The following is an 18,597-nucleotide window of genomic DNA, read 5'->3' as shown; positions in this document are numbered from 1 at the left end:
GCGGTCGTGAGGGCGGGGGCCCGCCGCCCAAGGAGGCGGCGGTACCGGGGGCTAGGGGACCGCCACCGGCAGCTCCGCGCCCCGTACCTCCGGGGAACCCACCCCCACCAGCGCCGCCGAAAGGCACAGCACCCCGCACCCGACGAACACCGGCCCCACGCCCCACACCCCGACCGCCAGTCCCACCAGCGGGTAGGCCAGCGGGGCGATCCCCAGGCTGACCAGGGAGGTCAGGGACGAGACCCGGCCCAGGTAGGCCGGGGCGGTGGCCGTCTGCACCAGTCCCGCCGTCAGTCCCCCGCTCATCGCCACGAGCGCTCCCATCGGCACGGCCACCAGCACCGCCCAGACGAGTTCCGGCACCGTACCCAGCGCGCAGACCAGCACCGATCCGCCGGCCAGTGCGGTCAGGCGTACGCGGCCCGCGTGCGGCACCCGTCCCAGGACCGTGAGCAGCAGGGCGCTGCCCGCCGCCCCTGCGCTGAAGGCGCCGACGATCCAGGTGATGCCCGTCGCGCCCCAGCCCTGCTCGGAGGAGAGCAGGACGACGCCGACGTTGATGAGGGGGATGCCGCCCAGTTCGAAGAGGATGTTGGAGACGATGAGCGGCCCGACGAGCCGGTGCCGCCTGACGTAGCCGAAGCCGTCCGTCACATCCCGCCAGAGGGAAGGGGAGCGCTCCGGCTCCGCGGCCAAGGCCGTGCCCGCCTCCTGCTTGCTCCCCTTCTCGGCCTCCGGCAACGGCGCGATCCGCACCGCCACCAGCAGCGCAAGCGACACCGCGAACAGCCCGCCCGCCACCGCGAACGCCGCCGCCGGTCCGCCGAGTCCCATCGCCAGACCGGCGATGGGTGCGCCGGCGATGCCGCCGAACCTGGTCGTCAGGGCCTTCATGCCCTGGACCCGTACCAACTGGTCGGGGTCCGTGATGCGGGGCGGCAGCGCGCCCACCGCGGGCAGGAACAGCGCGTCGACCGCCCCGAAGACCAGCGCGACGACCACCAGCAGCCAGACGGCGGGGCCGGTCAGCAGGAGGGCCGCCGCGATGCCGATGATCACCGCGCAGCGCACCGCGTCCGAGCCGATGACGATCCGGCGCGGGCCGAAGCGGTCGGCGATCACGCCTCCGCCGAGCATCAGCAGCGCCCGGGGCACCGCGCCCGCCGCCAGGATCAGGCCCACCTCGGCCGGGCTGCCCGCCTGGGCCGCCGCCCAGCCGAGCGCCAGGAAGTAGATGCTGTCGCCGACCAGCGATGCGGCGTACGCGCCGAGCCAGCGCAGGACGTTGCCGTCCCGGTGGGCGGGTCTGCCCGCAGCCGCCGCGGCCGACGGACCCGAGGCATCCGCGTCGCCGGAACCACCCGCACCGTCCGCGGTGTCGGAAGCATCCGCCGCGTCCGCCGGATCCACACGTGATTCAGTCATCGCTGCAAGCCCTCTCAGGGACGGAACGGAAAGCCGAACAGCTGGACGGAGACCTGCTCGCGTCCCTCGGTGTCACCGGCCGCTTCGGCGGCCAGTCCGCGTTCCCGGTAGGAGACGATCAACTCACGTATTTCTTCGGACAGTTGATGGAACTCTGCCGCGGTGAGCCGGGGCATGTACTCCCAGTTGAAGGCCGCGTCCCCCCACTCCTTGCCCCAACTGGCGCTGTGGTGGAGGTAGGTGTCGTAGCGCTCCTGACGGGCCCGCAGGAGCTGCCGGGTCACCTCGCCGACGACGGCCACGCTCTCCGGCTCGTCGCCGAAGTCGGAGTTGCGGAAGGTGAATCCGCGCTCGACCCGCCACCAGCGCTCCCGGGCGTCGCTGCTCTCCCCCGGGGCCTCCACGATGAAGCCGTGCGCGGCCATCTTCCGCAGGTGGTAACTGACCAGCGAGACCGCTTCGTCGACCTCGTCGGCCAGGTGCGAGGCCGTGGCGGCACCCCCCGTGAACAGGGCGCGGTAGAGATTGATGCGCAGGGGGTGGGTGAAGACCTTGAGGGCGTCGAGGTCGGTGATGCGCCGGGGTTCGGCCGGACGTTCGGATTCCGGTGCCATGTGCGCACAGTAAAGAAGGAAAGGAAAGTTGCGCAATATTCTTTGCGCAACTTTTCTCCCCAACCCGCCCTCCTCAAAAGGGACTTAGCGACCCGTCGCCAGGCCGGCTACCAGCGCACGGGCAGCTTGCGCACTCCCCTGATCAGCAGCCCGGGGATCCACGGTCCGGCGTCGGGCGACCCTTCGGCCGCGAGACCGGGGAAACGCTCCAGCAGCGTACGGAGCGCGACGCGGCCCTCCAGCCGGGCCAGCGGGGCGCCCAGGCAGTAGTGCAGTCCGTGCCCGAAGGCGATGTGGCCGCGGGCATCACGCCGGATGTCGAACCGGGCGGGCTCGTCGAAGCGCGTGCCGTCGCGGTCGGCGTCCGCCATGACGATCACCACCGAGGACCCGGCCGGGATGTGCGCGCCGCCGAATTCGACGTCCTCGCGGGCGATGCGCGGGGTCGAGCCCTCCACAGGGCCGTCGAAGCGCAGGATCTCCTCCACCGCACCGTCGAGCAGCCCGTCCATGTCGCCCCGCAGCAGGGCGAGTTGGTCCGGGTGGTTGAAGAGCGCCCGCAGCCCGTTGCCGATCAGGTTCACCGTCGTCTCGTGCCCGGCGACGATCAGCAGAAAGGCCATCGAGAGGAGTTCGTCCTCGCTGAGCCGGTCGCCCGCCTCGTCGGCGGTGTGGATCATCGCACTGAGCAGATCCTCGCCGGGGGCCTTGCGCTTGGCCTGGATGAGCCCGGTCAGATACGGCATGGCGGCCCCGTACGCGGCCACCTCCGCCTCCGGACTCGTGGGCGCCACCACCTCGTTGGACCAGCCGCGGAAGGAGTCCCGGTCCAGGTCGGGCACCCCGAGCAGGTCGCAGATGACGGTCATCGGGAGCGGGAAGGCGAGCGCGTCGATCACGTCGGCGGTGTGTGCGCCGTCCGCCTCCATCGCGTCGATCAGGGCATCGGTGACCTGCTGCACGCGCGGCGCCAGGGCCTCGATCCGGCGTGGCGTGAATTCACGGGCCACGAGTCGGCGCATCCGGGTGTGGTCCGGCGGATCGCTCAGCAGGACGTGGGAGTTGCCGGGACCGTAGGCGTACGCGGGCAGCTGCGGCGCGAGATGTCCGTACGTACGCCAGTCACGGCTGAAGCGGGGGTCGACGTAGGCGGCGCGGCACTCCTCGTGCCCGACGATGATCCACAGGTCCTCGCCCTCCGGGGTCAGCACCCGGTGCACGGGGCCCTGTGCGCGGAGCTCGGCGTAGACGGGGTAGGGGTCGGTGACGAAGTCGGGGCTGAGTTCCAGCAGTTCGACGGGCGGCCTGGGCAATGACATGACGGTTCCCCCTCGGTAGGACTTTCCGAGGGGGAACGCTAGTCACCGGCGATCTTCCGCCACAGCCAGTTTCGCGACAGTTGTACGAAAGAATTACCTTCAGCGCACCGGATGTCCGGCCGCTCCGAGCGCCGACTTGACCTCGGAGATCCGCAGGTCGCCGAAGTGGAAGACGGAGGCGGCGAGAACGGCGTCCGCGCCCGCGTCGACGGCCGGAGCGAAGTGTTCCAGCCTGCCCGCGCCGCCGCTCGCGATGACCGGGACCGTGACGTGCCCCCGTACGGCGGCGATCATCTCGGTGTCGTAGCCGTCCTTGGTGCCGTCGGCGTCCATCGAGTTGAGCAGGATCTCGCCCGCGCCCAGCTCGGCGGCCCGGTGCGCCCACTCGACGGCGTCGATGCCGGCGGAGCGCCGGCCGCCGTGCGTGGTGACCTCGAAGGAGCCGCCGGGGGTACGGCGTGCGTCGACCGACAGGACGAGCACCTGACGGCCGAAGCGTTCGGCGATCTCGCGGATGAGGTCGGGGCGGGCGATGGCGGCCGTGTTCACGCCCACCTTGTCGGCCCCGGCACGCAGCAGCTTGTCGACGTCCTCGGCGGTGCGGACGCCGCCGCCGACGGTGAGCGGGATGAAGACCTGCTCGGCGGTGCGGCGCACCACGTCGTAGGTCGTCTCGCGGTCGCCGGACGAGGCGGTGATGTCGAGGAAGGTCAGCTCGTCGGCGCCCTCGGCGTCGTACAGCTTGGCCATCTCGACGGGGTCGCCCGCGTCGCGCAGGTTCTGGAAGTTGACGCCCTTGACGACGCGGCCGTTGTCCACGTCGAGGCAGGGGATGACCCGTACGGACAGACTCATGCGGCACCTCCGGAAGACGCGGCCCCCCGGTACGCCTCCACCTCGACCTCGACGACCAGCGACGGGTCGACGAAGCCGGAGACGATCAGCATCGACGCGACCGGGCGGATCCGGTCGAAGAGCTCCTTGTGGGCGCGGCCCACGTCGTCGACGTCGCGCGCGTGCGTGAGGTACATACGGGTGCGGACGATGTCGGCGCGCGTCAGGCCCAGTTCCTTCAGGGCGTTCTCCGCGACGCCGAAGGCGGTCATCGTCTGCTCGTACGGCGTCCCCGCGTCGATGACACCGTCCACGACCGACGTGCAACCGGCAACCAGGACAAGGCCGCCCGGCAGCTCGACGGCCCGGGAGTAGCCGAACTGCTCCTCCCAGGGCGCGCCGGTCGCCACGCGTCGCACGGAGTCGCTCATCGGGACACCGCCTCCAGCGCCTCTTCCAGGGTGAACGCCTTCGCGTACAGCGCCTTGCCGACGATCGCGCCCTCGACGCCGTCCGGCACCAGCGAGGCGATCGCGCGCAGGTCGTCGAGCGAGGAGACGCCGCCGGAGGCGACGACGGGCTTGTCGGTGGCGGCGCAGACGTTCTTCAGGAGCTCCAGGTTGGGGCCCTGGAGGGTGCCGTCCTTGGCGATGTCGGTGACGACGTAGCGAGCGCAGCCCTCGGAGTCGAGGCGGGCCAGGGTCTCGTACAGGTCGCCGCCGTCGCGGGTCCAGCCACGGCCGCGCAGCGTGGTGCCGCGCACGTCCAGGCCGACCGCGATCTTGTCGCCGTACCGGGAGATGACCTTGGCGACCCACTCGGGGGTCTCCAGGGCGGCCGTGCCGAGGTTGACCCGCTTGCAGCCGGTCGCCAGGGCCGCCTCCAGGGAGGCGTCGTCGCGGATGCCGCCGGAGAGCTCGACCTTGATGTCCATGGCGGCGGCGACCTCGGCGATCAGCTTCCGGTTGTCACCGGTGCCGAAGGCGGCGTCCAGGTCGACCAGGTGCAGCCACTCGGCGCCCGACTTCTGCCAGGCGAGGGCGGCCTGCAGCGGGGAGCCGTAGGAGGTCTCGGAGCCGGACTCGCCGTGCACGAGGCGGACGGCCTGGCCGTCCCGTACGTCCACGGCGGGCAGCAGTTCGAGCTTGTGGCGGGGGGACTGCGCAGGCATCAGAGGGTTCCGATCCAGTTGGTGAGCAGCTGGGCTCCGGCGTCGCCGGACTTCTCGGGGTGGAACTGGGTCGCCATGAGAGCACCGTTCTCGACGGCCGCCACGAAGGGCTCGCCGTGCGTGGCCCAGGTGACGCGCGGGGCGCGGATGGCGGGGTTGGTGACTTCGAGCGACCAGTCGTGGACGGCGTAGGAGTGCACGAAGTAGAAGCGCTCGTCGGCGTCCAGGCCCGCGAACAGCTCCGAGTCCCGGGCCGCGTCGACGGTGTTCCAGCCCATGTGCGGTACGACGTCGGCCTTGAGCGGCGCGACCTCGCCCGGCCACTCGTCGAGACCCGACGTCTCGACGCCGTGCTCGATGCCGCGTTCGAAGAGGACCTGCATGCCGACGCAGATGCCGAGCACCGGTCGTCCGCCGGAGAGCCTGCGGCCCACGATCCAGTCGCCGCGCGCCTCGCGCAGCCCCTTCATGCAGGCCGAGAACGCGCCGACGCCGGGCACGAGCAGCCCGTCGGCGTTCATCGCGGTGTCGTAGTCGCGGGTGATCTCGACGTCCGCGCCGACCCGGGCCAGCGCCCGCTCGGCGGACCGGACGTTGCCGAAGCCGTAGTCGAAGACGACGACCTTCTTCATGTTCGTCATTCCCAGAGTCCCTGAATACGCATGACGCCCGCGACGATGCACATCACCGAGGCAAGGCCGAGCAGCACGATGACGCCCTTGGGCATCTTCTGCTTGGAGAAGGAGATGACGCCGCCGAGCAGGAACAGCCCGACGACTATGAGGACGGTGTTGAGGCCGGTCATGGGATTACAGGGCACCCTTGGTCGACGGGAGGATGCCGGCCGCGCGCGTGTCGCGCTCGGCGGCGTAGCGCAGTGCCCGCGCCAGGGCCTTGAACTGGCACTCCACGATGTGGTGCGCGTTGCGCCCGTACGGCACGTGGATGTGCAGCGCGATCTGCGCCTGCGCGACGAAGGACTCGAAGATGTGCCGGGTCATCGTCGTGTCGTACGCACCGATCATCGGCGCCATGTTCTCCGGCTCGGTGTGCACGAGGTACGGGCGCCCCGAGAGGTCCACGGTGACCTGGGCGAGGGACTCGTCCAGCGGGACGGTGCAGTTGCCGAAGCGGTAGATGCCGACCTTGTCGCCGAGGGCCTGCCTGAAGGCGGCGCCGAGCGCGAGGGCGGTGTCCTCGATGGTGTGGTGGGTGTCGATGTGCAGGTCGCCGTCCGTCTTGACCGTGAGGTCGAAGAGGCCGTGGCGGCCGAGCTGGTCGAGCATGTGGTCGTAGAAGCCCACGCCCGTCGCGACGTCGACCTTGCCGGTGCCGTCGAGGTCGATCTCGACGACGACCGAGGTCTCCTTGGTCGTGCGTTCCACGCGTCCGACGCGACTCATCTGCTCTGCTCCTTCTTGAGGGCGCGTACCGCTTCCAGGAACGCGTCGTTCTCGTCGGGGGTGCCTGCCGTGACCCGCAGCCACCCGGGTACGCCGTTGTCCCGGACCAGGACGCCCCGGTCGAGGATCTGCTGCCAGACGGCGTGCGCGTCGTCGAAGCGCCCGAACTGGACGAAGTTGGCGTCCGAGTCGGTGACCTCGTAACCGAGGGCGCGCAGCTCGGCGACCAGGCGGTCGCGCTCGGCCTTGAGCTGCTCGACGTACCCGAGCAGCGTATCGGTGTGCTCCAGCGCGGCGAGCGCGGTGGCCTGGGTGACCGAGGACAGGTGGTACGGCAGGCGCACCAGCTGCACGGCGTCGACCACGGCCGGGTCGGCGGCGAGGTAGCCGAGGCGCAGTCCGGCCGCGCCGAAGGCCTTGGACATGGTGCGCGAGAGCACCAGGTTCGGGCGGCCCTCGATCAGCGGAAGCAGGGAGGCGCGGTGGCTGAACTCGCCGTACGCCTCGTCGACGACGACGAGACAGGGCTTGGCGGCCTGCGCCGCCTCGTACAGGGCGAGGACGGTGTCGGCCTCGACGGCGGTGCCGGTGGGGTTGTTGGGGCTGGTGATGAAAACGACGTCGGGCTTGTGCGCGGCGACGGCCTTCTTCGCCGCTTCGACGTCGATGGTGAAGTCGTCGTTGCGGGGCCCGGAGATCCATCCGGTCCCGGTGCCGCGCGAGATGAGCGCGTGCATCGAGTACGAGGGCTCGAAGCCGATGGCGGTGCGTCCGGGGCCGCCGAAGGTCTGCAGGAGCTGCTGGAGGATCTCGTTGGAGCCGTTGGCGGCCCAGAGGTGCTTGACGGTGACGTCGTACCCGGCGGTCTTCGTCAGGTACTTGGCCAGTTCCGTACGCAGCTCGATCGCATCCCGGTCGGGATAGCGGTTGAGGCTGCGCGCGGCCTCACGGACGCGCTCGGCGATCCGGTCGACCAGGGCCTCGGGCAGCGGGTACGGGTTCTCGTTGGTGTTCAGCCGTACGGGAACGTCCAACTGGGGCGCCCCGTAAGGGGACTTGCCGCGCAGCTCGTCGCGGATGGGGAGGTCGTCGATACGCGTCACTTGTTCGGCACCTTCCACTCGAAGCGCGCCTTGATCGCCGCACCGTGCGCCGGCAGGTCCTCCGCCTCCGCGAGCGTCACCACGTGGTGCGCGACGTCCGCGAGGGCCTCGCGCGAGTAGTCCACGACGTGGATGCCGCGCAGGAAGGACTGCACCGAGAGCCCCGAGGAGTGGCAGGCGCAGCCGCCGGTGGGCAGCACGTGGTTGGAGCCCGCGCAGTAGTCGCCCAGGGAGACCGGGGCGTACGCGCCGACGAAGATCGCGCCCGCGTTGCGGACCCGGTCGGCGACGGCGGCGGCGTCGGCGGTCTGGATCTCCAGGTGCTCCGCCCCGTACGCGTCGACGACCTTGAGGCCGTCCTCCAGGGAGTCCACGAGGACGAGCGCGGACTGCCGCCCGGCGAGCGCGGGGGCGATCCGGTCGGCCTTGTGCTTGCTGGCCTCCACCTGGGGGACGAGCTCCCGCTCGACGGCGTCGGCGAGCGCGACGGAGTCCGTGACCAGGACGGCGGCGGCGAGCGGGTCGTGCTCGGCCTGGGAGATCAGGTCGGCGGCGACGTGCACCGGGTCCGCGGCGCTGTCGGCGAGGACGGCGATCTCGGTCGGGCCCGCCTCGGTGTCGATGCCGATGCGGCCGGTGAAGTACCGCTTGGCGGCGGCGACCCAGATGTTGCCGGGGCCCGTCACCATGTTCGCGGGCGGGCAGGACTCGGTGCCGTACGCGAACATCGCGACGGCCTGGGCGCCTCCGGCCGCGTACACCTCGTCGATGCCGAGCAGCGCGCAGGCGGCGAGGATCGTCGGGTGCGGGAGGCCGCCGAAGTCGGCCTGCGGCGGGGAGGCGAGCGCGATCGACTCGACGCCCGCCTCCTGCGCCGGGACCACGTTCATGATCACGGACGACGGGTAGACGGAACGGCCGCCCGGCGCGTAGAGGCCGACGCGGTCGACCGGCACCCACTTCTCGGTGACCGTGCCGCCGGGCACGACCTGGGTGGTGCGGGTGGAGCGGCGCTGCTCGCGGTGGACCAGCCTGGCCCGCCGGATCGACTCCTCCAGGGCGGCCCCGACCTCGGGGTCGAGCTTCTCCAGCGCGTCGGCGACGGCCTGCGCGGGGACCCGGACCTGACGCAGCTCGACGCCGTCGAACTTCTTCGCGTAGTCGATCAGCGCCGCGTCGCCGCGATGATGCACGTCCTCGCAGATCGGCCGCACCTTTTCCAGGGCGGCCGTCACGTCGAAGTCGGCTCGGGGCAGCAGGTCGCGCAGGGCGCCGCCCTCGGGGAGGGCACCGCCGCGCAGATCGATTCGTGAGATCACGGGACCAATTCTCTCAGACCTCTTCCGGCCACCGGTCGCCCGTATCACCGACTGATACAGGCCACGGCGGTCCCGCGTGTCACTGGTGACCACTAGCGTTCAGATCCTCACGCACAGGATCGAAGGGGAGGCGGCGCGAGTGACCGAGGCGCAGCAGGATCCGGAGGCGCCCGACTGGCTCAGCGCGGCGGAGCTGGGCATGTGGCAGGCCTTCCGCAACGGCAGCCCCTACGACCTGCGGGTGCACGAACCGCTGGGCGACGACCCGATGACCGGCCGCCCCTGGGGCCCCGAGCGCAGTGTCCGCGCCAGGGTGGTCGCGCTGCTGCTGCTCAGCGGGCCGGACGCGCGGCCGGGGCGGGTGGCGGCGCTCAAGCTGAGCGGGCTGCAGATCACCGGCGTGCTCGACCTGTCCGGCGGGACGGTCGCCCCGTACGTCGAAATGAACAACTGCCGCTTCGACAGCGAGGTGCTGCTCCCCGAGTGCCGGTTCAACACACTGCGCCTCGTCGGCTGCTCGATCCCCCGGCTCGAAGCGGCCCGGCTGCACACCGAGGGCGATCTGCACCTCCCCCGCTGCCGGATCGCCAAGGGCATGCGCCTCACCGACGCCCAGATCGGCACCGACCTCCTGATCAACCAGATCGTCGTGCACCGGGACCGGCGCGGCCGGTCCATCGCGGCGGACGGCCTGTCGGTGGCGCAGGACCTCCAGGCGGAGCTGATCGAGACGCGCGGCGAGATCTCCCTGCGGGGCGCGAAGATCGGCGTGTCGCTGAGCCTGCGCGGCAGCCGCCTCAGCAATCCGTACGGGCGCCGCGCGCTGAACGCCCCGCAGCTGACCGTCGAGCGGTCGCTCTACCTGACCCCGGCGGGCCTGTTCTCGCAGACGTACGGCAACACCACGCCTCCGTACGGCCTGGGCCAGGGCCTGGGGGCCACGCCCGCCCGGGGGATGCGCATGCAGCGCTTCGAGTGCCAGGGCGGGCTGCGTCTCGACGACGGGCGGTTCGGCGACGCGGTCGACCTCCAGGACGCGCGCTTCACGATGGAGAACGACCAGGAGCTGTCGCTGCGCCGCATCCAGACCCCCGAACTGCGGTTCCTCGGCGAGCGCCCGGAGCGCGGGAAGGTGGTCCTGTCCGGCGCGAAGATCATCACGCTGGTCGACAAGTCGACGAGCTGGCCCGGGCCCGGCGGCCTCTCGATGGGCGGCTTCGTGTACGAGAATCTGGTCCCGCTCGGCCACTTCCCGCTCGCCAGGAGGCTGGAGTGGGTGACGGCGGCCACCCCCGAGTACGCCCCGGAACCGTACGAGCGCCTGGCCGCCGTCAAACGCAACAGCGGCGAGGACTCCGAGGCCCGCGAGGTGCTGCTCGCCAAGCAGCGGCGCAGACGCGAGACGCTGCCGCTGGCCGGAAAGGTGTGGGGCGTCGTCCAGGACTGGACGGTGGCGTACGGCTACCGGCCCGGGCGGGCGGCGCTGTGGATGCTGGTGCTGTGGGCGGCGGGCACGCTCGCCTTCTCCCGCCACGACCCCGCCCCCATCAAGCCGGACGAACACCCGCAGTGGAGCGCCCCGCTGTTCGCCCTCGACCTCCTGGTCCCCGTCATCAACCTCGGCCAGGACGGCTACTGGCGGCTGGAGGGCATGTGGCAGTGGGCGTCCGCCTGTCTGATCCTGCTGGGCTGGATCCTCGCCACGACGGTGGCGGCGGGGGCTTCGCGGCTGCTGCGACGGGGCTGAAGGGCGGGGCCGGGGCGAGGGCGCGGCTGCGGGGATCTGCCGGTCGCCGCACATTCACCGCCCCCGCCCACCAACGCCACACCCCCTCCCCCTGCGCTCTCCGTCCACCCGCTTTCTTTACCGTCCCTTGACCGAGGTCAGTACAACCTTCCCGCCGCTACCAAAGCTTCACAGCCCGCTACTGGCACCCCGCTCACCTGCGGATTTGAATAGTTGAACCATGTCAATCCTTCGTGCGCTGCTGAGCTCCGCCCGCCTGGCCCGTCGCTCCCCCGAGCCCGGTTCCGGACTGCCGACGGACGACGATCTGCTGCTCGACGCCCCCGACGAGCGGATCGCCCCGGCGCTCGTCGCCGCCGCCCAGGGCACGTACGCACCGGCTTCGGCGCTGCTCGCGGCGACCCGCGAGCGGGCCGAGTGGGAGGACCGCGACCGGTACACGCTCCGGCTGGCCGCGTTCGCGCACCACCGCCAGGACTGGCTCACCGACTGGCTGCTGGCCGCCCCCGGCGACCCGGACGCCCTCCTGGTCAAGGCGGAGCTGGAGGTGCGCAGGGCGCTGGAGTCGCCGTCCCCCGCCGACCGGCTGCGCCCGGCCGGGCCGCTGATCGACGCAGCCGCCGCGGGCGCGCCGTACGACCCGGTGCCGTGGCGGATCGCGCTGGACCACGCCCGCGGGTCGCTGGCCGCGCACGACACGTTCGAGGCGCTGTGGGCACAGGCCGTGCGGCGCTCCTCGCACCACTACGGCTGCCATGTGGCGGCCCTGAAGTACCTGGCCGCGCAGGGTTCGACACACCGCGAATGCTTCGACTTCGCGGAGCAGGCCGCCGAGGACGCGCTGCCCGGCTCACTGATCCAGGCGCTGCCGGTCCGCGCGGCATTCGCCCTGCTGCCGGAAGGTGCACCTGCCCCACCCGCCCCGCTCTCCTCGTCCGCCCCGCCTGCCCCGCCGTCGCCCGCCTCGCCGGCCACCCGGCTGACCGCCCGGATCGACAGGGCCGCCGACCTGGCGATCGCGCTGTCCGCCGAGTACGCGCCCGGCGATCCGTGGGCGGCGGAGGTGCGCAACCTCCTCGCGTACGTACTGGTCAGCAGGGAGCGGTGGACCGAGGCGCTGGAGCAGTTCCGGCTGATCGGCCCGTACGCGACGTCCTTCCCCTGGGCGTCGCCCGCCTCGGGCGCACCGGACGAGGACCCGCTCGGCCGCTTCCTCGAACTGCGGTACGCGGCCCGGTCCCGGGCGGCCTCCGACGCGGTGCCCGAGGCGGGCCGTACGAAGCCGGTGGGGGTCCGTCGGTGGACTCCAGGCCGGAGCAGGTCCGACGGCCATTACGCTTGACCGCTGTGACCACCGCTCGACTGCCGCTCTTTCCGCTGAACTCGGTTCTGTTCCCGGGCCTCGTGCTGCCGCTGAACGTCTTCGAGGAGCGTTATCGCGCCATGATGCGCGACCTGCTCAAGTCGGCCCCCGGGGACGGCGCCGACGACGACTCCGACGACGACGAACCGCGCCGGTTCGCCGTCGTCGCGATCCGCGACGGCCGCGAGGTCGCCCGCACCGCGACGGGCATGCCCGACGACCCGACGGCGGTGACCGAGCAGGGACCTGCGGCGGGCTTCGGCGCCGACCCCCTCCAGGCGTTCCACCGGGTGGGCTGCGTCGCGGACGCGGCGACGATCCGCGAACGCGAGGACGGCAGCTTCGAGGTCCTCGCCACCGGTACGAAGCGGGTGAAGCTCCTCTCCGTGGACGCGAGCGGCCCCTATCTGATGGCCGAGCTCGAAGAACTCGACGAGGAGCAGGGCGACGAGGCGGGCGCCCTCGCCGAGGGAGTCCTGCGTGCCTTCCGCACGTACCAGAAGCGCCTCGCCGGCGCCCGCGAGGCGACCCTCACCTCGGCCGCCGACCTCCCCGACGAGCCCTCGGTCGTCTCCTACCTGGTCGCGGCGGCGACGATGCTCGACACCCCGACCCGCCAGCGCCTGCTCCAGGCCCCCGACACGGCCACCCGCCTCCGCGAGGAACTGACCATCCTCCGCACCGAGACGGCCATCGTCCGCCACCTCCCCTCCATCCCGGCGGAAGCCCTCACCCGCGCACCCACCTGCCCCAACTGACCCCAGGGACCGTTACGTTGGCGAAGAAGAAGCAGTCCGCACAGACGGGCGGCACCCCTGCGACGGTGGCGCTGACGGCGGCGGGCACGCCCTACACCGTGCACGCGTACGAGCACGACCCGGCGGCTGCGTCGTACGGCGAGGAGGCGGCGCAGGCGCTCGGCGTCACGCCGGACCGGGTCTTCAAGACCCTGGTCGCCGACGTCGACGGCAAGCTCACGGTCGCGGTGGTCCCGGTCGCGGGCTCACTCGATCTCAAGGCCCTCGCCTCCGCCGTCGGCGGCAAACGCGCCACGATGGCCGACCCGGCGGCGGCGGAACGCACGACGGGCTACGTCCTGGGCGGCATCTCCCCCCTTGGCCAGCGCAAGAAGCTCCGCACGGTCCTGGACGCCTCCGCCTCCGCGCACCCCACCATCTGCGTCTCGGCGGGCCGCCGCGGCCTGGAGGTCGAACTGTCCCCCGCGGACCTGGCGACGCTCACCGCCGCCGTCCTCGCCCCGATCGGACGCCCGTAGGGCCTGTCCCAGGGTCTCGACGAACCCCTCACCCTCCGCTAGTTTCCACGGTCCGACCGCGAGCCGAGGGATGTGAAGCCATGTCCAAGAAGACCCGCAAACGCAAGTGGCGCATCAAAAAACACAAAGCCAACCACGGCAAACGCCCGGCCTGACGCCCGAGCGGGACCGCCCCTCCAGGCATCGCGAGGAGCCGGGGCGCCCCGGCAAGGGCGCGGGGAACTGCGCGACCAGCCACGACGCACCCGCACGTGACACGCCCCCGGCTCTGGCCTCGGCGGCCCCGCCCTAACCCTGCTGAGGCCCGGGGCCGGCCCCGGGAGCGGGCCCGGAATCCGCCGGCACCCCCGGCCCGGAATCCGGCACCCCCGGCCCTGAATCCGCCGGCACCCCGTAATAAGCCCCCCACTCGAACTCCGGCTCCGGATCCCGCACCCCCCAGACCGCCGTGATCCCCAGGTGCACCAGCACCGCCACGAACGGCCACGCCAGCAGCGCCCCCTTCGCCTCCAGCTTCAGCGGGGCGTCGAAGACGACCCCCGCCCCCACCGCCTTCGCATGGGCCACCACGTCCGCCGCCGGCCCGAACCAGCCGCCGGCCATCCAGCCCAGCCACGCCCCCATCAGCGAACCCAGCGCCAGTGCGATCACCAGCGGAATCCCACCGCGCCGGTAGAACCAGAAGGCAAGAGCCGCGCTGACGAACCCGAAGCCGACGGACAGCAGGACAAACGTTCCGTCAGCGCCCGCCGCCTCCTCGCCCTCGGTGTCCCTGAGGAAGACCGCCTTGTCGGTCGAGACGAGCGGCACCTTCGGCGCCAGCCACGCCCACAGCAGCCCCAGCAGCAGCCCGGCCACCGCTGTCACCACCAGCACGACCAGGGCCCGCAGGACGTCCGTCGCGAGATCGGGGTCGTCCGGCCCTGCGGGGCGGGCGGCGGAGCCGGACTTGTCGCCGTACGCCGTGGGCGTCTGCCAGGGGTCGTGGGGCGAGGGCTGGTGAGGCGGTGTCAGAGGAGCGGTCACTCCGACATCGTGCCAGGCCCCGCCGAGCCCCGCCTCACCGGACGGCCGCCCCGGGCCCGCCTCACCGGACGGCCACCCCGCGGACGCCGCACGGGACGGCCACCCCGCGGACGCCGCACCCCCACCGATCCCCTCAGCGCACCGCAGCGCGCCGGTACGCCCACGTGGCCACGGCGAGCGAGACGACACCCACCCCCGCGCACACCCCCAGGTCAAGACCGACCGCCGCCCAGTCCGGATGCGCGTCGAAGGTCCTGGCGAAGGCCTCCACCCCGTACGTCGACGGCAGCAGGTCCCTCGCGTACGAGACGACCGCCGGCATCCGCTCCGCCGGCAGCACCCCGAGCAGCAGCGCCGCCGACATGCCCAACTGGCCGAGCAGGGTGGCCAGTTCGGGGCGCGGGGCAAGCAGCCCCAGAGCCGCCCCGAGCCCGGCCAGGGCAGCTCCCGCGAGCGGGATCACCGCCACCAGCACCCACACGTTGCCCATCGGCAACCCGAAGAGCGCACATCCGACGCCCGCCGTGACCAGCGTCCCCGGCACGGTGAACGACGCGTACGCGGCGGCGGCGCCCAGCACCACCGACGCGGGCGGCACCGGCAGCGTCGCGTAGTGGTCGAGGCCGCCGCTCGCCCGCAGCTGCCCGAAGTACTGGGCCAGGAGGTTCAGCGCGACGAACGCCACGACCAGCACGCTCGACCCGGCGACCACGGCCCGCGCCTCGCCGCCGCCGTCCACGACTCCGCGCATCAGGATCATGATCCCGACGGACTGGAAGGTCGCGACGAAGAGCAGCGGGATGCGCGCCACCCTGGCCCGCGACAGCTGCGCCCGGTACACGGCGGCCAGCGAGGGCAGGAACCGCGCGGACGGCGCGAGCTCCGCCGCTCCCTCCGCCACCGCCGTACGGGCGACCGCGGCCGGTGCGGCGGTCCCCACTGCCTCGATCGACCCAGCACTCACGCCTTGACCAGCCCTTCCGTACGTCCGCCGCCGAGCGCGAGGTACACGTCCTCCAGGCTCGGTGTGGCCAGCGTGAAGTCGTCGAGGGCGGCGAAGGCCGCGCCTCCCGTGACCGCGGCGACCGCGGCCCGCGCCTCGTCCGGCGCCAGCCTGAGCACCCACCGGCGCCCGGACACCTGTACACGGTCGCCCGAACCGTCCCCCGAGCCTTCGACGCCGCCGAGGCCCCGCAGGGCGGCGACCTCGGGCACGTCCATCGGCGCCCGTTCCCGCCACACCAGTTCCAGCCGGACCTCGTCGGCGACCTGCGCCTTGAGCCCGGCCGGGGTGTCGCAGGCGATGACCCGACCGCGCTCCAGGACGGCGACCCGGTCGAGGACGGTCTCCGCCTCGATGACGTTGTGGGTGACCAGCAGGACGGTCGCGCCGCGTTCGGCCCGCCGCCGGTCGACCGCCGACCAGACCGCACGCCTGGCGACCGGGTCCATGCCGGTGGTGGGCTCGTCGAGGACCAGTACCGGCCGCTCCCCGACCAGTACGGTCGCGAAGCACGCCAGCCGCCGCTGCCCGCCGGACAGCTTCTTCAGGGGCTTGCCCGCGAGCGGGGTCAGTCCGAGTTCTTCGAGTACGTCGTCCCGCTCGGCCCGCGCCTGCTTCAGGGGCAGTCCGCGCAGCCGTCCGGTCGTCTCCACGGCCAGCGACACGGTCAGCTCGTCGAGAGCGCTGCTCTCCTGCCCCAGGTAGGCGAGCAGGCGGGAGGCGCGCTCCGGATGGCGTACGAGATCGTGGCCGAGGACGTCGACGGTGCCCGCGTCGGGCCGCATCAGGCCGGTCAGCTGCCGCACGAGGGTGGTCTTGCCCGCACCGTTGGGGCCGAGGAGGCCGAAGATCTCGCCGCGCCGCACGCCGAGCGAGATGCCGTCGCTGGCCCGGACCTCCGGCACGGCGGGCGCGCCGCGCCGGGCGCGGGCCGCGGGGTACACCTTGACCAGCCCGTCGACCGCACACACGACAGCCCTGTCGTGCGGTTCCCGACCCGTGTCCGTGGTGTCCGCTGTGCCCGTACTCACGAGCAACGAGCCTACGTGGTCCCCGGCCCGCCGAAAGCCGCCGGGGTCCACGTCCGCGGTGTCACGACAAGCCCCACGTCAGGCCCTGTGCGGACGGTCCTCAGTCCGCGACCGTCGCGTGCTCGGCCGCCGCACGTACGTCGATCTCGCGCCAGAAGCCCGCCCGGATCGCGTACCGGTCGTGCTCGTCGATCTGGTCGTCCTTGTGCGCGAGAAGGCCGAACCTGGCCGCGTACCGCAGCAGCTCGCCGTCGATGCGGTGCGGGATGCGCGGGTACATCGTGGACAGCTTCTGGGTGTGGACGGGCTCCGGGAGGCGTTCCATCCAGCGGCGGGCGAATACCTGGCCCACCTCGAAGGGGTCGCCGCCGACCGTGGTGATGTCCTCCTCGCGGTCCGCCCAGCGCTGTTCGGCGCTGGTGAGCTGGGCGAGGGTGGGCAGCGAGGCGGTCTCCGGGGGTTCGCCCAGGGCCGCGCCGCCGCCCGGCCGCTCCACCCAGCCCTTGTCGGACGACCAGCGCAGGGTCGCGCTGCCGGCCGGGGGGTGCGCGGCGTGCGGCGGGTGCTGGGCGGGCTGGGTGCCGGGGCCTCGCAGCCCGGCCAGGTCCTTGGGGGTGGGGACGCCCTTGGCCGCGGCGGCGGCGGGGGCCTCCGAGCCGTTCTGGGCAGGGGGCCTGGGGGCGGCGGTGCCGTTGTGGGCGGCTTCGGAGCGCTGGGCCTCGACCCGGGCCCGTGCCTCGACGTGGGCCTGTGCCTCGACGCGGGCCTGCGCCTCCGCCTGGGCGGCGAGCGCGGACTCCGGCAGAGGTGCGGACAGGATGGCGGCGATCTCGGGGCGCGGCACCGGCGGCGGGGCGCACACGCCGCCGTACTCCTTGGCCCGTACCGCCCGGGTGATCCACACCCGGTCCAGGACGCGGCGCTCGTCGGCCTCCGCGACCAGGTCCTCGGACTGGTTGTAGTCGCCGTCGGCGGCCTGCACCGCCCACAGGTGGACGGCGACGCCGTGCTCCTTGGCGGACATCAGCCCGGGCAGCAGATCGCCGTCCCCGGTCACCAGCACGATGTCGGAGCAGGCGCGATTTCTGGCCAGCTCGGTGAGTTCCGCGTGCATGGCCGCATCCACGCCCTTCTGCGCCCAGCGGCCGTCGCTACGGGTCAGGGCCCCCAGTCGCACGGTCACCCGGGGCATCACGCGCAGCCGCCGGTGTTCCGGCTGCGGTACGCGGTCGGGGGCGCCGTCGAACCAGTAGATGCGCAGCAGCGGCTGCTGCGTATCGGCCACGGCCCGCTCGCGCAGGCCCTGGATGAGGGCGGCATGGTCGACGGTGATGCGCGAGCGGGCCGGCTCCCCGGCCAGCAGACTCGCGGCGGCGCCCAGCAGATAGCCGGCGTCCACCAGGACGACGCAACGGTCCACGCGTTCCACCCTCTTTCAGGAACCTCGGAAATTGTTCGAAGCTGAGTTCTTCGAAAGGCGTGAAGAACTCGAAAACAAAGGACAAGGGTCGAGAGGCATACGGGTTTCTATCGAGTCTGCCCGACCTCACGGGGCTTAACGGCCGGAACTCGATCATCGGCGTGGCGAAGAGTGAAGTTAGCGCGGAAGTTGTGGCCGATTACTCCGCACGGCGCCCGATTACGTACAGCAATGATCCAAAATGCGCCTTCTGTCCCACTGTGTGAGTCTGGTCGCGGCCTGGCACCTAGACCTTTCAGGAGGCATTCCATGGCCAAGAACAAGAACAGCCGCAAGCAGCAGCAGTCCACACCGCAGGACAGGGCTTCGCAGCAGTCGGAGAAGAGCACCGCCTTCGAAGCGCCGGCCCAGCCCCCCGCGCAGGGCAGCCCGGCCGACGTGGCCCGTAAGCACCAACGGCGTTTCGGCCACAACTGAGCACCACCGGTCCCACATAAGTGAGGCGCGCCCCCCGTGCACGGGGGGCGCGCCTCACTTATGTGG

General features: G+C 72.2%; 20 protein-coding genes. 5 read left to right on the top strand and 15 right to left on the bottom strand.

What is annotated here, in order from left to right:
- Positions 1-51 precede the first annotated feature (51 nt).
- From ACWGIG_RS23905 to hisD, 11 genes are all read right to left on the bottom strand, one after another.
- Entirely contained in the window at positions 52-1,425 is a 1,374-nt protein-coding gene (locus ACWGIG_RS23905; protein ID WP_453323692.1) for an MFS transporter, read from the bottom strand.
- Positions 1,426-1,439: 14 nt separating this feature from the next.
- Positions 1,440-2,039: a winged helix-turn-helix domain-containing protein gene (locus tag ACWGIG_RS23900; protein WP_453323691.1), complete on the bottom strand. Its 600-nt coding sequence runs from the start codon at positions 2,037-2,039 to the stop codon at positions 1,440-1,442.
- Positions 2,040-2,146: 107 nt separating this feature from the next.
- On the bottom strand, positions 2,147-3,358 hold the full coding sequence (locus tag ACWGIG_RS23895; RefSeq protein WP_453323690.1) for a cytochrome P450 family protein: 1,212 nt from the start codon (positions 3,356-3,358) through the stop codon (positions 2,147-2,149).
- Between the two features lie 99 nt (positions 3,359-3,457).
- Positions 3,458-4,213 carry an imidazole glycerol phosphate synthase subunit HisF gene (gene hisF, locus ACWGIG_RS23890; RefSeq protein WP_453323689.1) on the bottom strand — a complete coding sequence of 252 codons (756 nt, stop codon included), beginning with the start codon at positions 4,211-4,213 and terminating at the stop codon, positions 3,458-3,460.
- Entirely contained in the window at positions 4,210-4,623 is a 414-nt protein-coding gene (locus ACWGIG_RS23885; protein ID WP_453323688.1) for a RidA family protein, read from the bottom strand. The genes hisF and ACWGIG_RS23885 overlap by 4 nt, the downstream gene beginning before the upstream one ends.
- Positions 4,620-5,363 (bottom strand): bifunctional 1-(5-phosphoribosyl)-5-((5-phosphoribosylamino)methylideneamino)imidazole-4-carboxamide isomerase/phosphoribosylanthranilate isomerase PriA, encoded by a 744-nt coding sequence (gene priA, locus ACWGIG_RS23880; protein WP_453323687.1) that lies wholly within the window; start codon positions 5,361-5,363, stop codon positions 4,620-4,622. The genes ACWGIG_RS23885 and priA overlap by 4 nt, the downstream gene beginning before the upstream one ends.
- On the bottom strand, positions 5,363-6,004 hold the full coding sequence (gene hisH, locus ACWGIG_RS23875) for an imidazole glycerol phosphate synthase subunit HisH (RefSeq protein WP_453323686.1): 642 nt from the start codon (positions 6,002-6,004) through the stop codon (positions 5,363-5,365). The genes priA and hisH overlap by 1 nt, the downstream gene beginning before the upstream one ends.
- Positions 6,001-6,168 carry a hypothetical protein gene (locus tag ACWGIG_RS23870; protein ID WP_453323685.1) on the bottom strand — a complete coding sequence of 56 codons (168 nt, stop codon included), beginning with the start codon at positions 6,166-6,168 and terminating at the stop codon, positions 6,001-6,003. The genes hisH and ACWGIG_RS23870 overlap by 4 nt, the downstream gene beginning before the upstream one ends.
- Positions 6,169-6,172: 4 nt before the next feature.
- A complete protein-coding gene (hisB, locus tag ACWGIG_RS23865; RefSeq protein ID WP_453323684.1) occupies positions 6,173-6,766 on the bottom strand; it encodes an imidazoleglycerol-phosphate dehydratase HisB in 594 nt (197 codons plus the stop codon).
- Positions 6,763-7,869, bottom strand: coding sequence for a histidinol-phosphate transaminase (locus ACWGIG_RS23860; RefSeq protein ID WP_453323683.1), 1,107 nt, complete (start codon positions 7,867-7,869; stop codon positions 6,763-6,765). Before ACWGIG_RS23860 ends, hisB begins: the two co-directional genes overlap by 4 nt.
- The gene (gene hisD / locus ACWGIG_RS23855; RefSeq protein ID WP_453323682.1) at positions 7,866-9,188 is read right to left on the bottom strand and encodes a histidinol dehydrogenase; all 1,323 of its coding nucleotides are present in this window, start codon (positions 9,186-9,188) and stop codon (positions 7,866-7,868) included. Before hisD ends, ACWGIG_RS23860 begins: the two co-directional genes overlap by 4 nt.
- Before the next feature lie 199 nt (positions 9,189-9,387).
- Here hisD and ACWGIG_RS23850 point away from each other — a divergent pair, with 199 nt between their 5' ends.
- The 4 genes from ACWGIG_RS23850 to ybaK all read left to right on the top strand — a co-directional run bounded on the left by ACWGIG_RS23850 (position 9,388) and on the right by ybaK (position 13,574).
- On the top strand, positions 9,388-10,935 hold the full coding sequence (locus tag ACWGIG_RS23850; RefSeq protein ID WP_453323694.1) for an oxidoreductase: 1,548 nt from the start codon (positions 9,388-9,390) through the stop codon (positions 10,933-10,935).
- Positions 10,936-11,155: 220 nt separating this feature from the next.
- On the top strand, positions 11,156-12,277 hold the full coding sequence (locus ACWGIG_RS23845; protein ID WP_453323681.1) for a hypothetical protein: 1,122 nt from the start codon (positions 11,156-11,158) through the stop codon (positions 12,275-12,277).
- Positions 12,278-12,282: 5 nt separating this feature from the next.
- Entirely contained in the window at positions 12,283-13,056 is a 774-nt protein-coding gene (locus ACWGIG_RS23840) for an LON peptidase substrate-binding domain-containing protein (protein WP_453323680.1), read from the top strand.
- A 17-nt stretch (positions 13,057-13,073) separates the two neighbouring features.
- A complete protein-coding gene (gene ybaK / locus ACWGIG_RS23835) occupies positions 13,074-13,574 on the top strand; it encodes a Cys-tRNA(Pro) deacylase (RefSeq protein WP_453323679.1) in 501 nt (166 codons plus the stop codon).
- 288 nt (positions 13,575-13,862) lie between these two features.
- Here the strand turns inward: ybaK and ACWGIG_RS23830 are convergent, their stop codons facing one another.
- From ACWGIG_RS23830 to ACWGIG_RS23815, 4 genes are all read right to left on the bottom strand, one after another.
- Positions 13,863-14,600 (bottom strand): ABC transporter permease, encoded by a 738-nt coding sequence (locus tag ACWGIG_RS23830; RefSeq protein WP_453323678.1) that lies wholly within the window; start codon positions 14,598-14,600, stop codon positions 13,863-13,865.
- Between the two features lie 133 nt (positions 14,601-14,733).
- Entirely contained in the window at positions 14,734-15,549 is an 816-nt protein-coding gene (locus tag ACWGIG_RS23825) for an ABC transporter permease (protein WP_453323693.1), read from the bottom strand.
- Positions 15,550-15,560: 11 nt separating this feature from the next.
- Positions 15,561-16,634, bottom strand: a complete 1,074-nt coding sequence (locus ACWGIG_RS23820; RefSeq protein ID WP_453323677.1) for an ABC transporter ATP-binding protein — start codon at positions 16,632-16,634, stop codon at positions 15,561-15,563.
- 100 nt (positions 16,635-16,734) lie between these two features.
- Positions 16,735-18,054: an NYN domain-containing protein gene (locus tag ACWGIG_RS23815; RefSeq protein ID WP_453323676.1), complete on the bottom strand. Its 1,320-nt coding sequence runs from the start codon at positions 18,052-18,054 to the stop codon at positions 16,735-16,737.
- A 309-nt stretch (positions 18,055-18,363) separates the two neighbouring features.
- On the opposite strand from ACWGIG_RS23815, the gene ACWGIG_RS23810 reads away from it, so the two are divergent.
- A complete protein-coding gene (locus ACWGIG_RS23810; protein WP_453323675.1) occupies positions 18,364-18,531 on the top strand; it encodes a hypothetical protein in 168 nt (55 codons plus the stop codon).
- Positions 18,532-18,597 lie beyond the last annotated feature (66 nt).

It is taken from the genome of Streptomyces sp. NPDC054863, from assembly GCF_053610825.1.
This window is presented reverse-complemented; position numbering and strand designations above follow the sequence as displayed.

Coding starts and splice junctions, on each gene's coding strand:
- ACWGIG_RS23905 (WP_453323692.1), bottom strand. CDS start 1,425: ATGACTGAATCACGTGTGGATCCGGCGGACGCGGCGGATGCTTCCGAC.
- ACWGIG_RS23900 (WP_453323691.1), bottom strand. CDS start 2,039: ATGGCACCGGAATCCGAACGTCCGGCCGAACCCCGGCGCATCACCGAC.
- ACWGIG_RS23895 (WP_453323690.1), bottom strand. CDS start 3,358: ATGTCATTGCCCAGGCCGCCCGTCGAACTGCTGGAACTCAGCCCCGAC.
- hisF (WP_453323689.1), bottom strand. CDS start 4,213: ATGAGTCTGTCCGTACGGGTCATCCCCTGCCTCGACGTGGACAACGGC.
- ACWGIG_RS23885 (WP_453323688.1), bottom strand. CDS start 4,623: ATGAGCGACTCCGTGCGACGCGTGGCGACCGGCGCGCCCTGGGAGGAG.
- priA (WP_453323687.1), bottom strand. CDS start 5,363: ATGCCTGCGCAGTCCCCCCGCCACAAGCTCGAACTGCTGCCCGCCGTG.
- hisH (WP_453323686.1), bottom strand. CDS start 6,004: ATGACGAACATGAAGAAGGTCGTCGTCTTCGACTACGGCTTCGGCAAC.
- ACWGIG_RS23870 (WP_453323685.1), bottom strand. CDS start 6,168: ATGACCGGCCTCAACACCGTCCTCATAGTCGTCGGGCTGTTCCTGCTC.
- hisB (WP_453323684.1), bottom strand. CDS start 6,766: ATGAGTCGCGTCGGACGCGTGGAACGCACGACCAAGGAGACCTCGGTC.
- ACWGIG_RS23850 (WP_453323694.1), top strand. CDS start 9,388: ATGTGGCAGGCCTTCCGCAACGGCAGCCCCTACGACCTGCGGGTGCAC.
- ACWGIG_RS23845 (WP_453323681.1), top strand. CDS start 11,156: ATGTCAATCCTTCGTGCGCTGCTGAGCTCCGCCCGCCTGGCCCGTCGC.
- ACWGIG_RS23810 (WP_453323675.1), top strand. CDS start 18,364: ATGGCCAAGAACAAGAACAGCCGCAAGCAGCAGCAGTCCACACCGCAG.